Origin of the sequence: Saccharopolyspora griseoalba, from assembly GCF_042665275.1 — a bacterium.
Lineage (GTDB): Bacteria > Actinomycetota > Actinomycetes > Mycobacteriales > Pseudonocardiaceae > Saccharopolyspora > Saccharopolyspora griseoalba.
In genome coordinates, this window is the sequence record NZ_JBHTCJ010000001.1 from 365,244 (window position 1) to 387,508 (window position 22,265).

Annotated in this window: 17 protein-coding genes and 1 pseudogene; 12 read left to right on the forward strand and 6 right to left on the reverse strand. The window is 72.4% G+C overall.

Annotated elements, in window-relative coordinates:
- The first annotated feature begins 189 nt into the window (after positions 1-189).
- Together ACFQRI_RS01645 and ACFQRI_RS01650 are read left to right on the forward strand one after the other, a co-directional pair.
- Complete coding sequence (locus tag ACFQRI_RS01645; RefSeq protein ID WP_380663399.1) at positions 190-393, forward strand: cold-shock protein; 204 nt, start codon at positions 190-192, stop codon at positions 391-393.
- Positions 394-557: 164 nt separating this feature from the next.
- A complete protein-coding gene (locus ACFQRI_RS01650; RefSeq protein WP_380663402.1) occupies positions 558-1,496 on the forward strand; it encodes an NAD-dependent epimerase/dehydratase family protein in 939 nt (312 codons plus the stop codon).
- A gap of 15 nt (positions 1,497-1,511) precedes the next feature.
- Here ACFQRI_RS01650 and ACFQRI_RS01655 read toward each other — a convergent pair whose 3' ends face one another.
- On the reverse strand, positions 1,512-4,439 hold the full coding sequence (locus ACFQRI_RS01655; RefSeq protein ID WP_380663406.1) for an FAD-binding and (Fe-S)-binding domain-containing protein: 2,928 nt from the start codon (positions 4,437-4,439) through the stop codon (positions 1,512-1,514).
- Positions 4,440-4,623: 184 nt separating this feature from the next.
- Here ACFQRI_RS01655 and ACFQRI_RS01660 point away from each other — a divergent pair, with 184 nt between their 5' ends.
- From ACFQRI_RS01660 to ACFQRI_RS01670, 3 genes are all read left to right on the forward strand, one after another.
- Positions 4,624-5,817: a pyridoxal-phosphate-dependent aminotransferase family protein gene (locus tag ACFQRI_RS01660; RefSeq protein ID WP_380663409.1), complete on the forward strand. Its 1,194-nt coding sequence runs from the start codon at positions 4,624-4,626 to the stop codon at positions 5,815-5,817.
- On the forward strand, positions 5,807-7,063 hold the full coding sequence (locus tag ACFQRI_RS01665) for an SLC13 family permease (protein WP_380663412.1): 1,257 nt from the start codon (positions 5,807-5,809) through the stop codon (positions 7,061-7,063). Before ACFQRI_RS01660 ends, ACFQRI_RS01665 begins: the two co-directional genes overlap by 11 nt.
- A gap of 70 nt (positions 7,064-7,133) precedes the next feature.
- A complete protein-coding gene (locus tag ACFQRI_RS01670; protein WP_380663415.1) occupies positions 7,134-8,516 on the forward strand; it encodes an FAD-binding oxidoreductase in 1,383 nt (460 codons plus the stop codon).
- A gap of 20 nt (positions 8,517-8,536) precedes the next feature.
- Here the strand turns inward: ACFQRI_RS01670 and ACFQRI_RS01675 are convergent, their stop codons facing one another.
- From ACFQRI_RS01675 to ACFQRI_RS01685, 3 genes are all read right to left on the reverse strand, one after another.
- Positions 8,537-8,707, reverse strand: a complete 171-nt coding sequence (locus tag ACFQRI_RS01675) for a hypothetical protein (protein ID WP_380663418.1) — start codon at positions 8,705-8,707, stop codon at positions 8,537-8,539.
- Positions 8,708-8,793: 86 nt separating this feature from the next.
- Positions 8,794-10,242 carry an amino acid permease gene (locus tag ACFQRI_RS01680; protein WP_380663421.1) on the reverse strand — a complete coding sequence of 483 codons (1,449 nt, stop codon included), beginning with the start codon at positions 10,240-10,242 and terminating at the stop codon, positions 8,794-8,796.
- A gap of 39 nt (positions 10,243-10,281) precedes the next feature.
- A complete protein-coding gene (locus tag ACFQRI_RS01685; RefSeq protein ID WP_380663424.1) occupies positions 10,282-10,776 on the reverse strand; it encodes a VTT domain-containing protein in 495 nt (164 codons plus the stop codon).
- A gap of 158 nt (positions 10,777-10,934) precedes the next feature.
- Here ACFQRI_RS01685 and ACFQRI_RS01690 point away from each other — a divergent pair, with 158 nt between their 5' ends.
- From ACFQRI_RS01690 to ACFQRI_RS01720, 7 genes are all read left to right on the forward strand, one after another.
- Positions 10,935-12,383, forward strand: coding sequence for an acyl-CoA synthetase (locus tag ACFQRI_RS01690; protein WP_380663427.1), 1,449 nt, complete (start codon positions 10,935-10,937; stop codon positions 12,381-12,383).
- Positions 12,376-13,710, forward strand: coding sequence for a carboxyl transferase domain-containing protein (locus ACFQRI_RS01695; protein ID WP_380663431.1), 1,335 nt, complete (start codon positions 12,376-12,378; stop codon positions 13,708-13,710). Before ACFQRI_RS01690 ends, ACFQRI_RS01695 begins: the two co-directional genes overlap by 8 nt.
- 154 nt (positions 13,711-13,864) lie before the next feature.
- On the forward strand, positions 13,865-14,650 hold the full coding sequence (locus ACFQRI_RS01700) for a 2,3-dihydro-2,3-dihydroxybenzoate dehydrogenase (RefSeq protein ID WP_380663433.1): 786 nt from the start codon (positions 13,865-13,867) through the stop codon (positions 14,648-14,650).
- Between the two features lie 27 nt (positions 14,651-14,677).
- Complete coding sequence (gene dhbC / locus ACFQRI_RS01705) at positions 14,678-15,928, forward strand: isochorismate synthase DhbC (protein ID WP_380663436.1); 1,251 nt, start codon at positions 14,678-14,680, stop codon at positions 15,926-15,928.
- Positions 15,929-15,937: 9 nt separating this feature from the next.
- Entirely contained in the window at positions 15,938-17,563 is a 1,626-nt protein-coding gene (locus ACFQRI_RS01710; RefSeq protein WP_380663438.1) for a (2,3-dihydroxybenzoyl)adenylate synthase, read from the forward strand.
- 33 nt (positions 17,564-17,596) lie between these two features.
- The gene (locus tag ACFQRI_RS01715; protein WP_380663440.1) at positions 17,597-18,247 is read left to right on the forward strand and encodes an isochorismatase family protein; all 651 of its coding nucleotides are present in this window, start codon (positions 17,597-17,599) and stop codon (positions 18,245-18,247) included.
- 20 nt (positions 18,248-18,267) lie between these two features.
- The gene (locus ACFQRI_RS01720; RefSeq protein ID WP_380663442.1) at positions 18,268-18,501 is read left to right on the forward strand and encodes a phosphopantetheine-binding protein; all 234 of its coding nucleotides are present in this window, start codon (positions 18,268-18,270) and stop codon (positions 18,499-18,501) included.
- A gap of 113 nt (positions 18,502-18,614) precedes the next feature.
- Here ACFQRI_RS01720 and ACFQRI_RS01725 read toward each other — a convergent pair whose 3' ends face one another.
- The gene (locus tag ACFQRI_RS01725; RefSeq protein WP_380663444.1) at positions 18,615-20,195 is read right to left on the reverse strand and encodes a beta-N-acetylhexosaminidase; all 1,581 of its coding nucleotides are present in this window, start codon (positions 20,193-20,195) and stop codon (positions 18,615-18,617) included.
- An 85-nt stretch (positions 20,196-20,280) separates the two neighbouring features.
- Positions 20,281-22,176: pseudogene (locus tag ACFQRI_RS01730) on the reverse strand (propionyl-CoA synthetase); the annotation flags it as partial.
- Positions 22,177-22,265 lie beyond the last annotated feature (89 nt).

Genomic DNA, 22,265 nt, shown 5'->3' on the forward strand with positions numbered 1-22,265 from the left:
CAACCTGCTACCGGAGTGCTAGCGTTGCCGGTGGTTGCGGTTTTGGTCCCAGCGTTACTGCGAAGTGCCTGCCAGAACGCAGGCGCTTTTTTTGTGCCGTGATGCTCGTGCCCGCGAGCGGTGATCAGCTCGGCGACCGGGGGTCTGCGCAGTGTTGACCCTGGCCAGTAGAAACAGGAGAAACAAGGAATGGCTACCGGTACGGTCAAGTGGTTCAACGCGGAGAAGGGCTACGGGTTCATCACCCCGGACGGCGGCGGCTCTGACGTCTTCGCCCACTACTCCGCCATCGACGCCACCGGTTTCCGCACGCTGGAGGAGAACCAGCGCGTGGAGTTCGACATCGCCCAGGGGCCGAAGGGCCCGCAGGCTGCGGGTATCCGCACCATCTGACGAGACCGGATCTTCCGGCGGCGGCAGGTCCCGGCCGCCCGCGGCCCGGCCTGCCGCCCCGGAGGTTCCCGAGGAACACGAGCATTTTTCACCCGATACGGGGTCCGCGCGGAATGTAGCCTCGGCCTGCGAGGTGTAGTTGATGCAGGTACGAGGGGTCGCTAGTGCCGCTGCGTGTGGTTGTTGCCGGGGCCACCGGCGTTGTGGGTCGTACGTTGCTCCCGCGGCTCGGCGAGCGCGAGCACCACGTCACCGCCCTGGTCCGCAAGCCGGAGAGGCTGGAAGGCGTGCCCGCCGATGAGGTCGCCGTCGCCGACGTGCTGGACCCCGACGGGCTCGCCGAGCGCGTGCGCGCGGCCGAGCCGGACGTGGTCGTCGACCTGACGTCGGGCTTCAGCGCGGCCGACCGCGACGAGGGCCTCCGGCGCACCGCCGAGCTGCGCGCGCGGGGATCGAAGAACCTGCTGGACGCGGCGGCGCAGGCGGGTGCGCGCAGGTTCATCGCGCAGAGCATGACCGCCGCCTACCAACCGCACGGTCACGACGTGCTGGACGAGGACTCCCCACTGTGGACCGAGGCCCCGGACGGCTGGGGCGAGGTGGTGCGCTCGATCGCCTCGATGGAGGAGGAGCTGCTCACCCGCGCGGGCATCGAGGGGTTCGTGCTGCGCTACGGCTCGTTGTACGGGCCGGACACCGCCTACGCCCCCGGCGGCGAGCTGCACGCGCGGGTGTGCGGCAGCGAGCTCCCGCTGGTCGAGGAGGGCATGGGGCTGACCTCGTTCACCCACGTCGACGACGCCGCCGGGGTGATCCTGGAATTCCTCGAGGGCGGCGACCCCGGGGCGTACAACGTGGTGGACAACGAGCCCGCCGAGTGCTCGGAGTGGCTCCCCGCCTACGCCCGGATGGCCGGTGGCCCCGCGCCGGTGTCGCTCACGCTGGACCAGGCGAAGGCGCAGCTGGACTGGTTGACCGTGCACCAGCTCACCGAGCAGCGGGGAGCGACGAACTTCCGCATCCGGGAGACGTTGGGCTGGCGGCCCACCTGGCCGAGCTGGCGGGAGGGCTTCGCCAGCCTGTTCGGCCTCTGGCCGGGGTGATCGCCGGCGCCTCCCTCACCGGAAGGCGCCGCGCCGCAGGGTCGGATCGGATCGAGCGCCGAACACCGCGTCGTGGAGGAGCTCGACGGGGTGGTGGGCTCGACGACCGGTGCCGTGGGCGACCTGCTGCCTGCAGGACACGCCGGTGGCGGCGACGGTCGAGTCCGGAGCGGACTCGATCGCCGGGAACAGCCGCTGCGCACCGATGCGCATGGACAGCTCGTAGTGCTCGGCTTCGAACCCGAACGATCCGGCCATGCCGCAGCACCCGGCGTCGAGCTCGTCGACCTCGGCGAGGTGGCGCAGCAATCCGGCCGAGGAGCCGGTGCCCAGGACGGCCTTCTGGTGGCAGTGCCCGTGGAAGGCGATCCGCGCGGGTCCGCTGGCCGGGGTCAGCGTCCCGTCCTCCAGCGCTTCCAGCAGCAGCTCGTCGACCAGCGCCGCGCGGTCGGCGATCGCCTCGGTGCGCCCGTCGCCCAGCAGCCGGGGGTGCTCGTCGCGCAGCGCGGACACGCAGGACGGTTCGCACCCGGCGATGCGCGCGCCGCGCTCGGCCTCCGGGGCGAGCCGCCGGACCAGGGCGCTCGCGGTGCGCTCGGCCTCGGGCAGCAGGCCCTTGGAGATCTGCGGGCGCGCGCAGCACACCTCCGATTCCACGCGCACCCTCCAGCCGGCGTGTTCGAGCAGGCGGATCGCCGCCCTGCCGATCTCGGGTTCGGTGTGGCTGGTGAACGAGTCGGCCAGGAACACCACCTCGCCGCGCTCGCCCGGTTCCACGCCCGGGGCCACCGGGGTGGCCGGCCTGGTGCTGTTCCAGCGCAGGAGGTGGTCGCGGCGGAAGGTCGGCAGCGGTCGGCGGCGGTCGATGCCGGTGATCCGCTGCAGCAGCGCGCGCAGCGGGCGCGGGGCGGCCAGCCGGTTGGTCAGCGGGGCGGCCAGCGCGCCGAGCCGGTAGAGCCGCCGGGTGGCGCCGAAGAGCCGGGAGCGCAGGTCGACCCCGTGCCGCTCGTGGTGGTGGGCGAGGGCCTCGCTCTTGAGCGTGGCCATGTCCACCGACATCGGGCACTCGTGCGCGCACGCCTTGCACTCCAGGCACAGGTCCAGCACCTCGTTGAGCCGGTCGCCCCCGAGCGCGGCGGCCGGGTCGGGCTGGGAGAGCGCCAGCACGAGCGCGTTCGCCCGGCCGCGCGTGGAGTGCTCCTCGTCGCGGGTGGCCATGAACGACGGGCACATCGCGGCGCCCGAGGTCGGCGGCTTGCGGCAGGCGCCGATGCGCTGGCAGCGCTCGGCCTCGCCGCGCATCCCGCCGTGGCGGCCGAAGTCGAAGTGGGTGTCGATCGGCGTCGGCACCGGCAGGGTGGGCTCGCGGAGGTTGTCGGTCATCGGCGGCGCGTCGACGACCTTGCCGGGGTTCATCCGGCGCTCCGGGTCGAACAGCGCCTTGACCTCGCGCATCGCTTCGTAGACGGTGTCGCCGAAGATCCGCCGGTTGAACTCGCTGCGCGCGTAGCCGTCGCCGTGCTCGCTGGAGTTCACCCCGCCGTAGGACAGCGCGAGCTCGCAGACCTCCTCGGCGACCCGGCGCATGGTGCTCACCTGATCCGGCCGGGTGAGGTCGAGGAACGGCCGGACGTGCAGGCAGCCGGCCGAGGCGTGCCCGTAGAAACCGGCGCGCAGGCCGTGCGAGTCGAGGATCTCGGCGAACCGGGCGGTGTACTCGGCCAGGTGCTCCGGGGGCACCGCGGTGTCCTCGACGAAGGCGATGGAGCGCTCGGCGGGTCGGCCGGCGGCCATCAGCAGTCCCAGGCCGGACTTGCGCAGCGCGCGCAGCGGGGCGAGCTCGGCCTCGGTGGCGGCGAGCGCGCTGGCGTAGCCGTGGCCCTCGGCGCGCCAGGCGGCGGCCAGGGCCTGCGCGCCCGCGCGGGCCTCCTCGGCGGTCTCGCCGTAGAACTCGGCGAACATCAGGGCCTTCGGGTCGCCGTGCAGCGCGCCGAAGAGGTGGCCGTGCTGCGGTGAGCTGCGGGCCAGGCCGAGGATGAAGTCGTCGACCATCTCGATGCCTGCCGCGCCGGTGCGCATCGCGGTGTCGGTGGCGGCGATGCAGGCCGCGGTGGAGTCGAAGTGGCCGACGACCATCGCGGTGGCCTTCGGCCTGGGGGTGAGCCGGACCAGCGCTTCGGTGACGGTGGCCAGCGTCCCCTCGGAGCCGACCAGGAACTTCGCCAGGTCGAACGGTCCCTCGGCGAGCCGGTCGAGGCGGTAGCCGCCGGCCCGGCGCCAGAACTGCTGGGACTGCTGCGCCAGACCGGGCCGCGCCGAGTCGACGATTCTCGGCAGCTCGCGGCAGATCTCGCCTTCGAGGCCGCTGCCGGCGGCCTTCTCGGCGAGCTCGGCGGGGGAGAGCTCGCGCAGGCGCGCCCGAGAGCCGTCGGAGAGCACGACCTCCAGCTCCTCGACGTGGTCGATGGTCATGCCGTAGCGCGCCGAGCGGGACCCGCAGGAGTTGTTGCCGATCATCCCGCCGAGCGTGGCCCGGTTGCTGGTGGAGGTGTCGGGGGCGAAGAACAACCCGTGCTCTCCCGCGGCGAGGTTGAGCTCGTCCTGGACCAGCCCGGGCTGCACCCGCGCGAGCATCCGGTCCGGATCGAGCTCCAGCAGGCGGTTCATGTGCTTCGAGAAGTCCAGCACGACGGCTTCGCCGACCGCCTGCCCGCAGTGGCTGGTCCCGGCACCGCGCGGCAGCAACGCGGCTCCGGCTTCCCGGCACAGGCGAGCGGTGGTCTCGACGTCGCCGGCGTGCCGCGGGAAGACCACGCCCACCGGGCGGACCTGGTACATGCTCGCGTCGGTCGCGTAGAGGTGGCGGGTGTAGTCGTCGAACCGGACGTTCCCGTCCAGATGGCGGCGGAGTTCCTCGGCGAGGGCCGTGTCGACCTGGCGCACGTGCGGATCCTTCCGGTGTTCTGCTCGGCGAAAACCGTTGCCGGGCAGGGACGAATTGCGGGGAGGATGTGCTGTCGAGCGAGCGGTGGGCCGCTTGACATGATCCGCAGTTTGTCTACAGAATTCAAGCTGCCGAGAATCGAGTTTCGCTTGCCGGAAGATCGTCCTCACCGTGGAGGGCCCGATGTCCGTTGCCAGCAGTCGACATTTCCTGCAGATCCCCGGCCCCACCAACGTTCCCGACCGGGTGCTGCACGCGATCGCCAACCAGACCATCGACCACCGCGGCCCGGACTTCGCAGAGCTGGCCCTGGAGATCTTCGACGGGCTCCGCGCGGTGACCCGCACTTCCGGCGAAGTGGTGCTCTACCCCTCCTCGGGCACCGGCGCGTGGGAAGCCGCGCTGGTCAACACGCTCTCGCCGGGCGACGGCGTGCTGATGTACGAAACGGGGCACTTCGCACAGCTGTGGTTCGACCTGGCCGTCGAGCTCGGCCTGCGCCCCGAGATCCTGCCGGGTGACTGGCGCACCGGCGCCGATCCGGCCGCGATCGCCCGGCGGCTGCGCGCCGACGCCGAGCACCGGATCAAGGCCGTCGCCGTCGTGCACAACGAGACCTCCACCGGCGTGGTCAGCGACATCCCCGCCGTCCGCGCCGCGATCGACGAGGTCGACCACCCGGCGCTGCTCATGGTGGACGCGATCTCCTCGCTGGGCTCGATCGACCTGCGGCACGACGAGTGGGGCATCGACGTCACCATCAGCTGCTCGCAGAAGGGCCTGATGCTGCCGCCCGGCATCGGGCTGAACGTGATCGGCACCAGGGCGCTGCGGGCCGCCGAGTCCGCGGGATCGCGCAGGTCCTACTGGGACTGGCGACCGCTGCTGGAGGCGGGCCGGAAGGGCTACTTCCGCTACACCCCGCCGACCAACCTGCTCTTCGGGCTCCGCGAATCGCTGGCGATCATGCTGGAGGAGGGGCTCGACGAGGTCTTCGCCCGGCACCGCAGGCACGGCGCGGCCACCCGCGCGGCGGTGCGGGCCTGGGGGCTGGAAGTGCTGTGCGCCGACCCGGCGACCGCGCCGGGGACCGAACACAGCGGGGCGCTCACCGCGGTGCTGCTGCCGCCGGGGCACGACGCCGACCGGCTGCGCGAGGTGATCCTCGAGCGCTTCGACACCTCGCTGGGGGCGGGTCTGTCCAAAGTGGCCAAGAAGGTCTTCCGCATCGGTCACCTGGGCGCGTTCAACGACGCGAGCCTGCTCGGCGCGCTGGGCGCGATCGAGGCCGGGCTGGGGCTGGCCGGGGTGCCGCACCGGCCCGGCGGGGTCACCGCCGCGATCGCCGAGCTGACCGGAGGCGCCGATGTCCCCTGAGCTGATCTCGATCCTCGCGCTGGTGGCGGTGTTCGTGATCGCCAGCGCGTTCTCGGTGAACATGGGCGCGCTCTCGTTCGCCGCGGCGTTCCTGGTCGGCACCCTGGCCGCCGGGATGAGCTCGGACGACGTGCTCGCCGGATTCCCCGGTGACATCTTCATGGTGCTGGTCGGCGTGACCTACCTGTTCGCCATCGCGCGCGCCAACGGCACGATCGACTGGCTGGTCTACCAGGCCGTTCAGCTCGTCGGCGGGCGCATCGCGCTGGTGCCGTGGGTGATGCTCGCGGTCTCGGCGCTGCTGACCGCCATCGGTGCGGTGCCGCCCGCCGCGGTGGCCATCATCGCCCCGATCGCGATGGGCCTGGCCGCCAAGCACGGCATCAACCCGCTGCTGATGGCGGTGATGGTGGTGCACGGCACGATGGTCGGCGGCTACTCGCCGATCTCGGTGTTCGGCGTGATCGTCAACGGCGTGGTGGATCGCAGCGGGCTCGACGGCAGCCCGCTGTTCCTGTTCCTCGCCAGCGCCGCGGTCAACCTGGTGCTCGCCTCGGTGGCGTTCCTGCTGTTCGGCCGACGCGGTGCCCGGCCGGCGCCCGCCGAGGGACCCGGTGCGGCGCGCGACGTCTCGGCCCTCCAGCGGGTCGAGATGAGCCGGGACAAGGCGCTGACCCTGCTGGGCATCCTGACCATGGTCGTGCTGACGCTGTTCCTGCAGCTCGACATCGGGCTGGTGGCCATCACGATCTCCGTGGTGCTGGGTCTGGTCATGCCCGCGGCGCACCAGGACGCGGTCAAGAACGTCACCTGGCCGACCGTGCTGCTGATCTGCGGTGTGCTCACCTACGTCGGCGTGCTCCAGGAGATGGGCACGATCGACTACGTCAGCAACGCGGTCAACGGCATCGGCGTGCCGCTGCTGTCGGCCTTCCTGCTGTGCGTCATCGGTGCCGTGGTCTCGGCGTTCGCCTCCTCGACCGGGCTGCTCGGTGCGCTGATCCCGCTGGCGGTTCCGCTGATGGCCTCCGGGCACGTCGGCGTGGCCGGCATGGTCGCCGGGCTGGGCGTGGCCTCCACCGTGGTGGACATCAGCCCGTTCTCCACCAGCGGGGCGATCTGCCTGGCCAACTCCCGCGAGCAGGACCGGGACGTGGTCTTCAAGCGCCTGGCCCTCTACGGCGGGTCGATGGTGGTCAGCGCACCCGTGATCGTGTGGGTGACCATGATCGCGCCCGGCTTCTGAGCGCGGGGCTGTCGCGCGATCGTTCGGCGGTCTAGGTTCTCCGGTGGTAGGACCAATTGGCGGGAGAAGCATGACCACCACCGATGTCGCGGCGCTGCGGGAACTGCTGCCGGAGGGCCGGGTCTTCGACGACCCGGACGTGCTGGCGGCGCACAGCAGGGACCGGGCGACCTTCTGCCCCTCGGGCACCCCGGCGGCGCTGGTGCGCGCCCGCAGCACCGAGGACGTGTCCGCCGTGCTGCGCTGGGCCAACGACAACCGGGTTCCGGTCGTGCCGCAGGGCGCGCGGTCCGGGCTGTCCGGTGCGGCCAACGCGCTCGACGGCAGCGTGCTGCTGTCGCTGGAGAAGATGGACGCGATCGTCGAGATCGACCCCGACGAGCAGGTCGCGGTGGTGCAGCCCGGCGTGATCAACGGCGACCTCGCGGCGGCGGTGGCGGAGAAGGGGCTGTTCTACCCGCCGGACCCGGGCTCGCGCGGCATCTCCACCATCGGCGGCAACGTCTCGACCAACGCCGGCGGGATGTGCTGCGTGAAGTACGGCGTGACCGGTGATTTCGTCCGCGGCCTCGAGGTCGTGCTGGCCGACGGCAGCGTGATGCGCACCGGCCGCCGCACCGCCAAGGGCGTCGCGGGCTACGACCTGACCCGGCTGGTGGTCGGCGCCGAGGGCACGCTCGGCGTGGTCACCGAGGTCACCGTGGCGCTGCGCCCGGCCAGCGCGCAGCCGCTGACCGCCGTGGCCTTCTTCCCCGAAGTCGCCCAGGCGGCGCGCACCGTGACCGGTTTCCTCGCCGCCGGGCACCGGCCCTCGGTGCTCGAATTCATGGACGCCTCCTCGGTCGCGGCGGTCCAGCAGATCGCCGACCTGGGCTTTCCCGAGGGGATGGCCGGGATGCTGCTGGTGCAGTCCGACATCGGCGAGGCAGCACCCGCCCAGCTCGCCGCCTTCGAGGAGGTCGCCTCCGCGACCGGGGCCGCGGAGGTGGTGGTCTCGGACAGCGCCGCCGAGGGCGAGCTGCTGATGCAGGCCCGCCGCCTGGTCGGCGACGCGCACGAGAAGCTCGGCAAGGCGCTGCTGATCGACGACGTGTGCGTGCCGCGCAGGAACCTGGAGGAGATGGTCACCGGGCTCAACCGCATCGAGGCCGAGCACCGGGTGCAGGTGCTGTGCGCCGGTCACGCCGGTGACGGCAACATGCACCCGGTGGTGGCCTTCGACGAGTCCGATCCGGACGAGACCGCGCGCGCCCGCCAGGCCTTCGACGCGATCATGGCGCTGGGCCTGAGCCTGGGCGGCACGATCACCGGTGAGCACGGCGTCGGTCAGCTCAAGCGCGAGTGGCTCGGCCGCGAGCTCGACCAGGCGGGGCTGCGGACCTCGCACGCCATCAAGCGGGCGCTCGACCCGAACGACATCCTCAACCCGACCCGGGTCCTGCCCGGCGGTTAGGGAGCGGTCCTGCCCGGCAATCAGTCGTGCTCGTAGGCGTCGTCGACCGGCACCTCGCGGTGCTGGTCGACCAGGTCGGCCGGGTCGGCGTCCAGCGGTCGGTCCGGCGGGAGGGTCTCGTTCTCCTCGACCAGCTCGTCGGCCTGGCGCGCCTGCTCGGCGGCGTCGGCATCGGGCGTTTCGGGATTCATCGAACCTCCTGGGTGCTCCGGCGGCGCACTCGACGTTACGAGCGGGCTGCCCGGCCCGCGACACCACATTGTGCGCGGCCCGGCGGTCAACGATCGACCTGCGCGGTGGCCAGCCGCGCGTGCCGCCGACCGTAGAGGAAGTAGATCGCCAGCCCCAGCACCAACCACGCGGCGAACCGCAGCCAGGTGATGATGTCCAGGTTGGCCATCAGGTACAGGCAGGCCAGCGCGGCGACGACCGGCAGCGCGGGGGAGAGGGGGACGCGGAACGGGCGCGCGAGCTCCGGCCGGGTGCGTCGGAGCACCGGCACCGCGACGCACACGATCAGGAAGCCGGAGAGCGCGCCGATGCTGACCATGTCGGAGAGCTCCGAGATCGGCACGAACGCCGCCAGCAGCATCACCAGCACCGCGGCGCCGATGGTCACCCGGTGCGGGGTGCCCCACCTGCGGTGGACCCGCGAGATGCGCTGCGGCAGCAGCCCGTCGCGGCCCATCGCGAAGCCGATCCGGCCGATGGTCACCAGGTTCACCAGCATCACCGAGGTCAGCCCGGTCACGGCGCCAAGCGAGATCAGCGCGGCCACCCACGGCTGCCCGACGGTCTGGAAGGCCGCGGCCAGCGGAGCGCCCTCGTCCAGCTGCCGGTAGTCGATCATCGCGGCGAGCACGATCGCGACCAGCACGTAGATCAGCGTGCAGGAGATCAGGCTGCCCAGCAGGCCCACCGGCAGGTCGCGCTGCGGACGGCGGGTCTCCTCGCCGAGGTTGGCCAGCGCCTCGAACCCGGTGTAGGCGAAGAACACCACCGCCGCCGCGGTGAGCACCCCGCCGAAGCCGTAGACGGACTGCTCGACGCCGGCCAGCGCCTGCAGCAGCGGCTGCTCCAGCGCGCTGGCGCTGGCCTCGGGCGGCTGGGCGGGCGGGACGAACGGGTCCAGGTTGGCGCCGTTGAAGAAGAACAGGCCGGCCACGACCACCAGCGCGCACACCGAGACCTTGATCACCACCAGGCCGTTGGTCAGCCAGGACGACTCGCGGATGCCGGCGACCGCCACCGCCGCGAGCACCGCGATGATCAGCACAGCGCCGAGGTTGACCGGGGCGTCCTCGCCGAAGAACTCGCCGGGCAGCCCCAGCAGGTTGGCGACGTAGCCCGACCAGCTGCGCGCCACCACCGCCACGCCCAGCGAGAACTCCAGGACCAGGTCCCATCCGATGATCCAGGCGAACAGCTCCCCGAGGGTGGCGTAGGCGTAGGTGTAGGCGCTGCCCGCGGTCGGCACCGAGGCGGCCAGCTCGGCGTAGCACAGCGCGGCCAGCGCCGCGACGATCCCGCCGATGAGGAACGACAGCACCACCGCCGGACCGGCGTGCTGCTTGGCCTCGACCCCGGCGAGGGTGAACACCCCGGTGCCGATGATCACGCCGATGCCGAAGCCGACGAGGTCCTTGCCGGTCAGCCGCCGCTTGAGATCGCTGTGCTCACCGCGCGCGAGGATGTCCTCGACGGGCAGCGTTCGCAGTAGGCTCACGGGACCGAACGGTAGAAGATGATCGTCCGGACGGCGCGCTCACGCCGCCAGCGCCGGGTTCAACCAGCTCAGCACGCCGGGAGCCCCGGCGACGATGAGGAAGTGGCCGACGCGGCCCAGCAGGCTGGCGGCGAGGAAGCCCAGCAGCGGCAGACCCGCCGCGCCGGAGAGCAGGCACATCAGGCTGTAGGGCGGGAGCCCGGGCACCGCGCTCGCGGCCAGCACGCCCATGCCCCACCAGGGGTGTTCCTGGGTGCGGCGGTGGAACCCGTCCAGCCACGCCGCCCAGCGGCCGTTGCGCTCGCGCTGCACCCGCCGGGTCAGGCGCTCGCCGAGCGCGAAGCCGCCCCGGCCGGCGAAGTAGAACAGCGTCTTGCCCGCGACCTGGCCGATCGCCGCGGCCAGCGCCAGACCCCACCAGCTGACGCCGTCGACGGTGGAGACCACGCCGAGCAGGTAGAGTTCGATGTTGACCAGCGGGAACAGCGCGCCCAGCGCGGCAGTGCCCGCAGTGGCCAGCAACCACCCGATCAACCGATTCTCCGAACCCCGGCGACAAACCCCCAGAACCCTAGCGGCCGGTCACCCGGCGTGACCGCGGAGGGGCGGCGGACGTGGTGATCGCCGCCTTGACTGGGTTCGACCGCGGTGACAAAGGTGGAATCACCCAGAGTGCGAGCGCGGAGGTGGTCATGGCCGACCAGGTGCTGTTCCCGAAGTTGCGCGAACCCGACGAGACCGAGGCGCTGCGGTTCGGCGATCGGGCTCTGAACTACCGGGAGCTGGCCGGTGCGGCCGGAGCCGTCGCAGCGCGGGCCGCGGGCAAGCGGCGCGTGGCGGTGTGGGCGACCAACGCGCTGGAGACCGCCGTGGCGGTGATCGGCGGGCTCGGCGCGGGAGCGGCCGTGGTGCCGATCAACCCGAAGGTGGGCGAGCGCGAGCTCGCGCACATCCTCGGCGACAGCGAACCCGAGCTGATCTTCGCCGAACCCGGTTTCCAGCCGCCCGAGGGGCTAGGCGACGTCCCGATCGCCGAGGTCGACGTCGAGGCGCGCGGCGGGGAGCTGCCCGACGACGCCGGTCGGGACGAGCCCGCGCTGATCGTCTACACCTCGGGCACCACCGGGCCGCCCAAGGGCGTGGTGCTGCCGCGCCGCGCGATCGCGGCCAACCTCGACGCGCTCTCCGAGGCCTGGCAGTGGACCTCCTCGGACGTGCTGGTGCACGCGCTGCCGCTGTTCCACGTGCACGGGCTGATCCTGGGCACGCTCGGCCCGGTCCGGTTGGGCGGGGCGGTGCGCCACCTCGGCAAGTTCGACACCGCGGTGGTGGCGGGGGAGCTGTCCGGAACGGCGACGATGATGTTCGGCGTCCCGACGATGTACCACCGGCTGGCCGCCGACGCCGAGAACGACCCGCAGCTGGGCCGGGCCATCGGCAAGGCCCGGCTGCTGGTCTCCGGCTCGGCCGCGCTGCCCGCGGTGGAGCACGAGCGCATCGAGCGGCTCACCGGTCAGCGGGTGGTCGAGCGCTACGGGATGAGCGAGACGATCATGAACTGCGGGGTGCGCGCCGACGGCGACCGGCGGCCCGGTTACGTCGGCAAGCCCTTCGCCGGGGTCGAGCTCAAGCTGGTCGACGAGCAGGGCGCCGAGCTCACCGCCAGCGACGACGAGGCGGTCGGCGAGATCCTGGTGCGCGGTTCGAACCTGTTCAGCGGGTACCTCAACCGGCCGGACGCCACCGAGGCGGCCTTCGCCGACGGTTGGTTCCGCACCGGTGACATGGCGGTGCGCGCGCCCGACGGCTACATCCGCATCGTGGGCCGCAAGGCCACCGACATCATCAAGAGCGGCGGCTACAAGATCGGCGCGGGCGAGATCGAGAACTGCCTGCTGGAGCACCCCGCGGTCGCCGAGGTCGCGGTCACCGGTGAAGCCGACCCGGATCTGGGCGAGCGGATCATCGCCTGGGTCGTGCCCGCCGGTGAGGTCGACGAGCAGGAGCTCGTCGACCACGTGGCCCGGTTGCTTACCCCGCACAAGCGCCCCCGCGAGGTGCGGCTGCGCGAGTCGCTGCCGCGCAACGAGATGGGCAAGGTGCAGAAGAAGGCCCTCATCGGGCAAGGCGGCCGTGGCTGAGCACGGGGGTGGCCGCGCCCTGGTGGAGGCGATCGGCCGGGAGTTCGCCGAGTTCGAACCCCCGGCCGCGGCCACCACCGGGGACGGACCGCTGGACTGGCCCGGTTACGCCGAGCAGCGCGCCCGCGCCGCCGACCGCTGCGGCAGCGACGAGTCGGTGGTGTGCGGGCGCGCGTGGCTGGGCGCGCGGGAAGCGGTGCTGATCGCCTTCGACTTCGGCTTCCTGGGCGGTTCGGTCGGCCAGGAAGCCGGGGCGCGCATCGCCGCGGCGTTCGAGCGGGCGCGCGAGCTGCGGTTGCCGGTGGTCTCGCTGGTGGCCTCCGGCGGCAGCCGGATGCAGGAGGGCATCCGCGCGCTGCGCCAGCTGCAGGTCATCGCGCACGCCTGCCTGCTGACCAGGCGCGAGCGCATCCCGCACATCACCGTGCTGCGCGACCCGACCACCGGTGGCATGTGGGCGGCCCTGGCCGCCGCGGCCGACGTGGTGCTCGGGCTGCCCGGGGCTGCGGTGGCCTTCGGCGGTGCCCGGGTGCGCGGGGGAACCGACGGCGAGGAGTTCCGCGCCGAGGGCAAGTTCGAGGACGGCCAGCTCGACCGGATCGTGCCCGAGGACGAGCTCCCCGAGCAGCTGACCGAGCTGGTCGAGCTGCTGCACCCGGCGCGGCTGCCGCGCCCGCCGGAACCGGCGCCGGTGCCGGCAGCGCTGACCGCGGGCACGCCCGCGCGCAGCGGGCTGGAGTCCCTGCGGCGCGCCCGCGCGGAGGGGCGGCCGCGCGCTCGCGAGTACCTGGAGGCTTACTTCGAGCGGTGCTTCGAGATCAGCGGCGACCGCGCCGGTGGCCGGGACGAGGGCATGATCTGCGGTTTCGGCGACCGCGACGGCCGCACGATCGCCTTCGCCGCCCAGTGCGGCACCGCGAACGCCCCCGCCGGGTTCCGCACCGCGGCGCGGCTGATCCGGCTCGCCGACCAGCTCGGCGCGCCGGTGCTCACCCTGGTCGACACCCCCGGCGCGGCCAACGACGCGGCCGCCGAGCGCGGCGGTGTCGGGCCGGCCATCGCCGAGGTGTTCACCGCGGTGGCCGAGGCGCGCGTTCCGGTGACGACGCTGGTCATCGGGGAGGGCGGTTCGGGCGGTGCGCTGGCGCTGGCCGCCCCCGAGCGCACCTGGATCACCTCGGACGCCTACTTCGCCGTCATCGCGCCGGAGTCGGCGGCGGCCATCCTCAAGCGCGAGGAGGCCGAGGTTCCCGAGCTCGCCGGGCTCCTGCGCATCCGCCCGGAAGACCTCGTGGAGCTCGGCTTCGCGCGAGGCATCGCGCGCTAGGCGCCGCTCGGGGCCGGTCGGGGGAGCGCGATCCGGCTCGCGCAGATCGGTGATCAAAGCCACCCCTCCGGCGGGGCGAAAGCGGACGGTTCGTGTTCTAAACTCAGGCTTGCCTGACAAAGGTTAGGCTTGCCTGAGTATGTAGAAGGGCGCGATGAACCGGACGGGGATCAGCGGCAAGGTCGCCATCGTGACCGGCGCCGGGCAGGGGATCGGGGCCGAGGTGGCCGCCGCTCTGGCCGAGCTCGGTGCCGAGGTGGCGGCGGTGGACCGCAACGGCGAGCAGGTCGAGACGGTCGCGGCGCGGCTGACCGAGCAGGGCCACCGGGTCCGGGCCCACCGCGCCGACGTCGCCGACCCGGCGGCCGTTGCCGACGTGGTGGCCCTGGTGGAGGCCGAGCAGGGGCCGGTCGACATCCTCGCCAACGTCGCGGGCGTGCTGCAGCACGGCACCGTGCAGGAGATGACCGACGCCGAGTGGCAGCGCACCTTCGCGGTCAACACCACCGGCGTGTTCAACTTCTGCCGCGAGGTGAGCAGGCGCATGGTCTCCCGGCGGCGCGGCGCCATCGTCACCGTGGGGTCCAACGCGGCCGGCGTGCCGCGGCACTCGATGTCGGCCTACGCCGCCTCGAAGGCCGCGGCCACCATGTTCACCAAGTCCCTCGGCCTGGAGCTGGCCGAGCACGGCATCCGCTGCAACATCGTCGCGCCCGGATCCACCGACACCGAGATGCAGCGCGGCATGTGGGCCGACGACGACGGCGCCGCGCGGGTGATCGCGGGCTCGCCGGAGACCTACAAGGCGGGCATCCCGCTGCGCAAGATCGCGACCCCGGCCGACATCGCCAACGCGGTGGTCTTCCTGGCCTCCGAAGAGGCCGGGCACATCACGATGCACGACCTGTACGTCGACGGTGGCGCCGCGCTGCGCGCCTGAACCCGCCGCGAATCGCGAGAGGTTGCCATGACCACGATCGACACCGAACCCGGGGTGCTGGACGACGACACCCTCGTCGCCGGCTCGGCCCGGTTGCTCGCGGCGTACGAAGCCGGATCGTCGTTCTTGTTCTCCGGGCCGCGCGGCGTGCTGCTCACCCGCGGCGTCGCCGCCACCGTGCCCAAGACCCAGTGCGCGCGGGAGCGGCTTCCCCAGCGGATGCGCGAATTCTTGGACGGCGCGGTGGAATTCGGCCGCCGCAATCCGATGGTGGTCGGCGCGGTGCCCTTCGACGACGACCTCCCGGCGCACCTGGTGCTGCCCGAGGAGGTGGTGCGGGCCGAGCCGCTGAACGTGCTGGTGCCGCAGGCCAGCCGGGCGACCGGCCCGGACTTCGACGTCCGCCCGGTGCCCGAGCCGGAGGAGTACGCGCTGGGCGTCCAGCGGTTGCTGCGCCGGATGGAGCGGGGCGAGCTGAGCAAGGCCGTGCTGGCCCGCTCGCTGGAGCTCACCCCGAGCGGGCCGGTCGACGTCCGGGAGATGCTGCGCAACCTCGCGCTGGCGGACCCGGCCAGCTACACCTTCGCCGTCGACCTCCCGCGCCGCGGCGAGGACGGCACCCGCGACAACTTCGGCGCGCAGCCCGAGCTGGCCCGCACCTTCCTCGGCGCGAGCCCGGAACTGCTGGTCTCCCGGCAGGGCACCGCCGTGCGCTCGAACCCGATGGCCGGGTCCCGGCCGCGCAGCGCGGACCCGGTCGAGGACCGGCGGCGCGCCGACGAGCTGGCCGCTTCGGAGAAGGACCACCGGGAGCACGCCGCGGTGGTGGAGGCCGTCGCAGAGGCGCTGCGCCCGTTCTGCGCCGAGCTGCACGTCCCGCAGGCGCCCGCGGTGGTCTCCACCAACGCCATGTGGCACTTGGCCACCGAGGTCACCGGCGAGCTGCGCGATCCGGCCACCACCTCGCTGGAGCTGGCCGACGCGCTGCACCCGACCCCGGCGGTGTGCGGCACCCCGCTGGATCGGGCGCGCGCGGCGATCGCCGAGACCGAGCCGTTCGACCGCGGCTACTACGCGGGCATGGTCGGCTGGTGCGACGCCGGCGGAGACGGCGAGTGGGTGGTGGCCATCCGGTGCGCCGACGTCGAGCGGGACGCGCTGCGCCTGTTCGCCGGCGCGGGGATCGTGGCCGGCTCCGATCCCGCCGACGAGCTGGCCGAGACCACCGCGAAGTTCCGCACCGCGCTGTCCGCGATGGGCCTGGACCAGGCCAACTGAGGGGAAGACATGATCGCTTCACTGCCCGGGGTCACGCTGTGGCCGGACGAGTTCGCCGAGCGCTACCGCGCCGCGGGGTACTGGCAGGGCTACACCCACGGCCAGATGCTGCGGGTGCGCGCCACCAAGCACCCCGACCGCGTCGCGGTCGTCGACGCCCAGCGCCGGGTGACCTACCGCGAGCTCGACGACCGGGCCGACCGGTTGGCCGCGGGCCTGCGCGAGCGCGGCATCGGCAAGGGCGACCGGGTGGTGGTCCAGCTGCCCAACACCGCCGAGCACTACGAGGTCTGCTTCGCGCTGTTCCGGCTGGGGGCCCTGCCGGTGTTCGCGCTGCCGTCGCACCGGCTGACCGAGATCTCCTTCTTCTGCGAGTTCAGCGAGGCCGCCGCCTACATCACCGCGGACGTCGAGGCAGGGTTCGACCACCGCGATCTCGCCGCCGAGGTGCGCGAGGAGCTGCCCGAGCTCACCGTTCTCATCGCCGGCGACCCCGGCCAGTTCACCGCGCTGTCCGATGTGGACGCCGATCCGGTGGGCCTGGACGAGCCCGCCGCGAGCGACGTGGCCTTCCTGCAGCTGTCCGGCGGGAGCACGGGCGTGCCGAAGCTCATCCCGCGCACGCACGACGACTACATCTACTCCTTCCGCGCCAGCAACGAGATCTGCGGGATCACCGAGGACACCGTCTACCTGGTGGCGTTGCCCGCCGCGCACAACTTCCCGATGAGCTCGCCCGGCGCGCTCGGGGTCTTCCACGCCGGTGGCCGCGTGGTTCTCGCGCGCAGGCCCAGCCCGGACGAGGTCTTCCCGCTGATCGAGCGGGAACGGGTCACCCAGGCGCCCGCGGTGCCGCCGCTGGCGCTGCTGTGGCTCGACGCCGCGCCGGAGAGCTCGCACGACCTCTCCAGCCTGCAGGTGCTGCAGGTCGGCGGGGCGAAGTTCGGCGAGGAGGTGGCCCGCCGGGTCCGCCCGGTGCTCGGCGCCACGCTGCAGCAGGTGTTCGGGATGGCCGAAGGACTGGTCAACTACACCCGGCTGGACGACCCCGAGGAGGTCATCGTCAGCACCCAGGGGCGCCCGATCTCACCGGACGACGAGGTGCTGGTGCTCGACGACGAGGACGACCCCGTCCGGCCGGGGGAGACCGGGCACCTGCTCACCCGCGGGCCCTACACCATCCGCGGGTACTACGCGGCGGACGAGCACAACGCCCGCGCGTTCACCCCCGAGGGCTTCTACCGCACCGGTGACCTGGTTCGGCTGACCGCCGAGGGCAACATCGTCGTCGAAGGGCGCGCCAAGGACCAGATCAACCGGGGCGGCGAGAAGATCGCCGCCGAGGAGGTGGAGAACCACCTGCTGGCCCACGAGTCGGTGCACGACGCCGCGGTGGTCTCCATGCCGGACGACTACCTCGGCGAGCGCAGCTGCGCGTTCGTGATCGCCAGGGGTGCCGCGCCGAAGTCCCGGGAACTCGTCAAGTTCCTGCGGCAGCGCGGGCTCGCCGGGTACAAGCTGCCAGACCGGGTGGTGTTCGTCGAGCAGTTCCCGCAGACCGGCGTCGGCAAGACCAGCAAGCGCGACCTCCGCGAGGCGATCAGCCGCGAGCTGGTCCCGCAGCTGCGCGGCTGAAACCGACCCGCCCCAGAGCAGAGAGGACCCACCGTGGCGCTTCCCAGGATCGCCCCCTACCGCGTCCCGCAGCCGGACGAGCTGCCGAGCAACAAGGTGGACTGGCGCCCGGACAGCTCCCGCGCCGTGCTGCTGATCCACGACATGGAGCGGCACTTCGTCAACGCCTTCACCCCGGACGCCGACCCGCTCGCCGAGGTCGTTCCCAACATCTCGCGGCTGGCCGAGAGCGCCCGCGCGGCGCGCGTTCCGGTGGTCTACTGCGCCCAGCCCGGTGGGCAGACCCCGGAGCAGCGCGGCCTGCAGCTGGAGTGGTGGGGGCCCGGAGTGGCCGACCCGGCGATGGAGGAGATCATCGACGAGCTGGCCCCCCGGCCCGGCGACGTGCGGCTGACCAAGTGGCGCTACAGCGCCTTCCAGCGCACCGAGCTGCGCGAGCTGCTGCGCGAGTGGGGGCGCGACCAGCTGGTGATCACCGGCATCTACGCGCACATCGGCTGCATGATGACCGCGGCCGAAGCCTTCCAGCAGGAGGTCCAGGCGTTCCTGGTCGCCGACGGGGTCGCCGACTTCTCCCCGGACAACCACCGGATGGCGCTGGAGTACGCGGCGCGCAACTGCGGCGTGGTCGACACCGCCGCCAACCTGGCCGACGACCTGGCCCGCGCGACCGAAACCGTTTGAGCTGCGAGGAGAACGACCCGATGACCGCGAAGCTGACCCCGGAGGACGTGCGTTCCCAGGTCGCCGAGATGCTCTACGAGGACCCCGCCGAACTGGCCGACGACGAGGAGCTCGTCGACTGGGGCTTGGACTCGGTGCGCGTGATGACCCTGGTCGAGCGGTGGCGCAAGCTCGGCATCGAGATCACCTTCGCCGACCTGGCCGAGCGCCCCACCCTCGCCGACTGGTGGCAGGTCCTCGAACCCAAGCTCTGACCCCGGTGACCGCACCGCGGGCCGCCGTCGTCCCTTTCTTCATCAAGAGTCCCCAGGCGCCCCGGGGACTCTTGATGAAAAAGGGACGACGCCGCGCTCGAGAGGTTCGGGTGCTAGTTCGGCCAGGGGATCTGCGGGGAGCGGTAGTGGTCGATCCCGGCCGCCTCCAGCCGGGGGCCGTGGGTGGCCAGCCGCTGGCGGAACGACTCCCAGTTCAGCTCCTGCGGGGGCGACCAGCCGAGTTCGGCGATCGCGGGCAGCCTGGGGAAGGACATGAACTCCAGGTGCTCCGAGGTCTCCAGCGTCTCGGTCCACAGCGGGGCCTCCACGCCGAGCACGGCTTCCTCCGGCACGCCCTGCAAGTAGCTGCCCGGGTCCCAGCCGTAGGCCTCCGACACCGAGGTCGGTCCGGCCCAGTTCAGGCCGAGCTCGGTGCTCTCGTCGTACTTCTGGTCCAAGTAGGACTTGTCGGCCGGCGAGACCAGTATCCCGTTGCCCCTGGCGACCGCGGCGCCCAGCGAGGGATCGCTGTTGGTGGTGCCCCAGTACTGCAGCACCGAATCGCCCCGCGGCTCGGCCTTGCCGTACTCGTGCCAGCCGATCGGCGTCTTGCCGTACTTCTCCACCAGCGGCAGGACCTCCGACATGAACGCCAGGTAGTCCTCGTCGGTGGTCGAGTGCGCCTCGTCGCCGCCGATGTGCAGGTACTTCCCGGGCGTGAGCGCGGCGACCTCGCGGACGACGTCCTCGACGAACCGGTAGGTGATCTCGGAGCCCGCGCACAGCGAGCTGAACCCGACCTCGATCCCGGTGTACAGCGGTGGGGCCTGGCCGTCGCAGTTGAGCTCGGCGTAGGACGACAGCGCGGCGTTGGTGTGCCCCGGCATGTCGATCTCGGGGATCACCGTCATGTGCCGCGAGGCGGCGTGCTCGACGATCTCGGCGTAGTCCTGCTGGGTGTAGTACCCGCCCGGGCCGCCGCCGACCTCGGTGCTGCCGCCGTGCTCGGTCAGCCGCGGCCAGCTGTTGATCTGGATCCGCCAGCCCTGGTCGTCGGAGAGGTGCAGGTGCAGCTTGTTGATCTTGTACCGGGCCAGCTGGTCGATGTAGCGCTTGATCTCCTCGACGCCGAAGAAGTGCCGCGCCACGTCCAGCATCGCCGCGCGGTGGCCGAAGCGCGGCGCGTCGGCGATCTCGCCGCCTGGCATCGTCCACGGACCCGGTTGCGGCGCGCCGCTCTCGACCCTGGCGGGCAGCAGCTGGCGCAGCGTCTGCACGCCGTTGAACAGCCCGTCCGTGCTGGTGGCGCGCAGCTGCACCGAGTCCTCGGCGACCCGCAGCCGGTAGCCCTCCGGGCCCAGCGCCGGATCTCCGTCGAGGTGCAGCGCGATGTCGCCGGTGCCGCGCCCGGGGGCGACCGGCAGCGGCAGGCCGGTCGAGGGGCGGAGCACGCCGGCGAGGTAGTCGCCGACGGGGGCTGCGGCACCGGAGGCGCGGATCGCGGTCCGCTCGGACAGCTCGAAGGTCGTGCCCGGATCGGCGGTCACCGAGCGCGGCGCGGGGATCACGTCGGTCAGCCGGGAGGCCGGTTGCGAGGCGCTGCTGGCGGGAACGGCGGTTCCGGCGGCCAGCAGCGCCCCGGCGGCCACGAGCAGCGCGCCTCGGCGCGCCGTCGAACGGGGTCCAGCTCTCATGGGTGGGCTCCTCTCGGAGGTGACCACCCAAAGGTATAGACCACGCCCGCCCCGGAAAGCCTCCGAACGGACGTATCGGATCCGGTTACTCGCCCCGCAGCGCCGGTCGCAGCCCGTCGAGCACGCCCGGGTCCTCGATGGTGGAGGGAACGGCGGTGTCCCCGCGGTCGGCGATCTCGCGCATCGACTTGCGCAGGATCTTGCCCGAGCGGGTCTTGGGCAGCCCGTCGACCACGGCGACGTCCCGGAACGCCGCGACCGGCCCGATCTGCTCGCGCACCGCGGCCACCAGCTCCTCGCGCAGCCGCTCCTCGGTGATCTCCACGCCCGACTTGAGCACCACGAACCCGCGCGGCACCTGGCCCTTGAGCTGGTCGTGCACGCCGATCACGGCGCACTCGGCCACCGCGGGATGCGCGGCCAGCACCGCCTCGATCGAACCGGTGGACAACCGGTGCCCGGCGACGTTGATCACGTCGTCGGTGCGCCCCATGACGAACACGTAGCCGTCGGCGTCGACGTAGCCGTTGTCGCCGGTGAGGTAGTAGCCGGGGTAGCGCGACAGGTAGGACTCGTGGAACCGCTGGTCGTCGCCCCACAGCGTGGGAAGCGTGCCAGGCGGCAGCGGAAGCTTCAGGCAGATCGCCCCGTCGGTCCCGGGCGGTACCGGGTTGCCCACCTGGTCGAGGACCTCGATCTCGAAGCCCGGCACGGGAACCGTCGGCGAGCCCGCCTTGACCGGCATCGGCTCCAGCCCGCGCAGGTTGGCGCAGATCGGCCAGCCGGTCTCGGTCTGCCACCAGTGGTCGATCACCGGCACGTCCAGCTTCTCGGCAGCCCAGTGGTAGGTCTCCGGGTCCAGCCGCTCGCCGGCCAGGAACAGCGTGCGCAGCCACGAGATGTCGTGCTCGGCCAGCAGCTCGCCGTCCGGGTCGACCCGCTTGATCGCGCGCAGCGCGGTCGGCGCGGTGAACAGCGCCTTGACCCGGTGCTGTGCGATGACCCGCCAGAACGCGCCCGCGTCCGGCGTGCCCACCGGCTTGCCCTCGTAGAGCACCGTGGTCGCCCCGGTCAGCAGCGGCGCGTAGACGATGTAGGAGTGCCCGACCACCCAGCCGACGTCGGACGCCGTCCAGAAGACGTCGCCGGGGGAGATGTCGTAGATGTTGGCCATCGACCAGCGCAGCGCGACCGCGTGCCCCCCGTTGTCCCGCACCACGCCCTTGGGGCGGCCGGTCGTGCCCGAGGTGTAGAGCACGTAGAGCGGATCGGTGGCCGCCACCGGCACGCACCCGGCCGGCTCCGCCTGCGCCAGCGCGTCGTGCCAGTCGACGTCGCGGGCGCCGAGCTCTGCCTCGGCCTGCGGGCGCTGGAGCACGATCACCCGGTCCGGCTGGTGCTGGGCCTGGCGCAGCGCCTCGTCGACGATCGGCTTGTACTCCACCACCCGGCCCGGTTCGAGCCCGCAGGAGGCCGCCACGATCGCGGTCGGCCGCGCGTCGTCGATGCGGGCGGCGAGCTCCTTGGGCGCGAAGCCGCCGAAGACCACCGAGTGCACCGCTCCGATGCGCGCGCAGGCGAGCATCGCCACCGCGGCCTCGGGGATCATCGGCAGGTAGAGCACCACCCGGTCGCCCCGGGACACGCCCTGGGCGCGCAGCGCCCCGGCGAAGTGGGCCACCTTCTCCAGCAGCTCGGCGTAGGTGAAGCTCCGCACCGCGCCGGTCATCGCCGAGTCCCAGATCAGCGCCGGCTGCTCGCCGCGCCCGTCGCGGACGTGCCGGTCCAGGGCGTTGAAGCAGGTGTTGAGCTCGCCGTCCGGGAACCAGCGGTAGATCGGTGCCGCGGACTCGTCCAGCGCTCGGGTCGGTTTCCGGTCCCAGTCGATCGCGTCCGCCGCGTCGAGCCAGAAGCCCTCGCGGTCGGTGAGGCTCCGCTGATAGGCCTCGCTGTAGGCACCCATTGACAGACTCCAGTGTCGGCGGTGGTGATGTTGCCCCGGTAGTACCGCACATGCGCGGGCTGCGCCAGGTTCCGCACCGGGAGGAGGTGGTCATCGGAGCGCACCGC

Bases quoted from the DNA above. Each gene is read 5' to 3' on its own strand.
- ACFQRI_RS01645 (WP_380663399.1), top strand. From the start codon at position 190: ATGGCTACCGGTACGGTCAAGTGGTTCAACGCGGAGAAGGGCTACGGG.
- ACFQRI_RS01660 (WP_380663409.1), top strand. From the start codon at position 4,624: ATGTCCGTTGCCAGCAGTCGACATTTCCTGCAGATCCCCGGCCCCACC.
- ACFQRI_RS01665 (WP_380663412.1), top strand. From the start codon at position 5,807: ATGTCCCCTGAGCTGATCTCGATCCTCGCGCTGGTGGCGGTGTTCGTG.
- ACFQRI_RS01670 (WP_380663415.1), top strand. From the start codon at position 7,134: ATGACCACCACCGATGTCGCGGCGCTGCGGGAACTGCTGCCGGAGGGC.
- ACFQRI_RS01675 (WP_380663418.1), bottom strand. From the start codon at position 8,707: ATGAATCCCGAAACGCCCGATGCCGACGCCGCCGAGCAGGCGCGCCAG.
- ACFQRI_RS01690 (WP_380663427.1), top strand. From the start codon at position 10,935: ATGGCCGACCAGGTGCTGTTCCCGAAGTTGCGCGAACCCGACGAGACC.
- ACFQRI_RS01700 (WP_380663433.1), top strand. From the start codon at position 13,865: ATGAACCGGACGGGGATCAGCGGCAAGGTCGCCATCGTGACCGGCGCC.
- dhbC (WP_380663436.1), top strand. From the start codon at position 14,678: ATGACCACGATCGACACCGAACCCGGGGTGCTGGACGACGACACCCTC.
- ACFQRI_RS01710 (WP_380663438.1), top strand. From the start codon at position 15,938: ATGATCGCTTCACTGCCCGGGGTCACGCTGTGGCCGGACGAGTTCGCC.
- ACFQRI_RS01720 (WP_380663442.1), top strand. From the start codon at position 18,268: ATGACCGCGAAGCTGACCCCGGAGGACGTGCGTTCCCAGGTCGCCGAG.
- ACFQRI_RS01725 (WP_380663444.1), bottom strand. From the start codon at position 20,195: ATGAGAGCTGGACCCCGTTCGACGGCGCGCCGAGGCGCGCTGCTCGTG.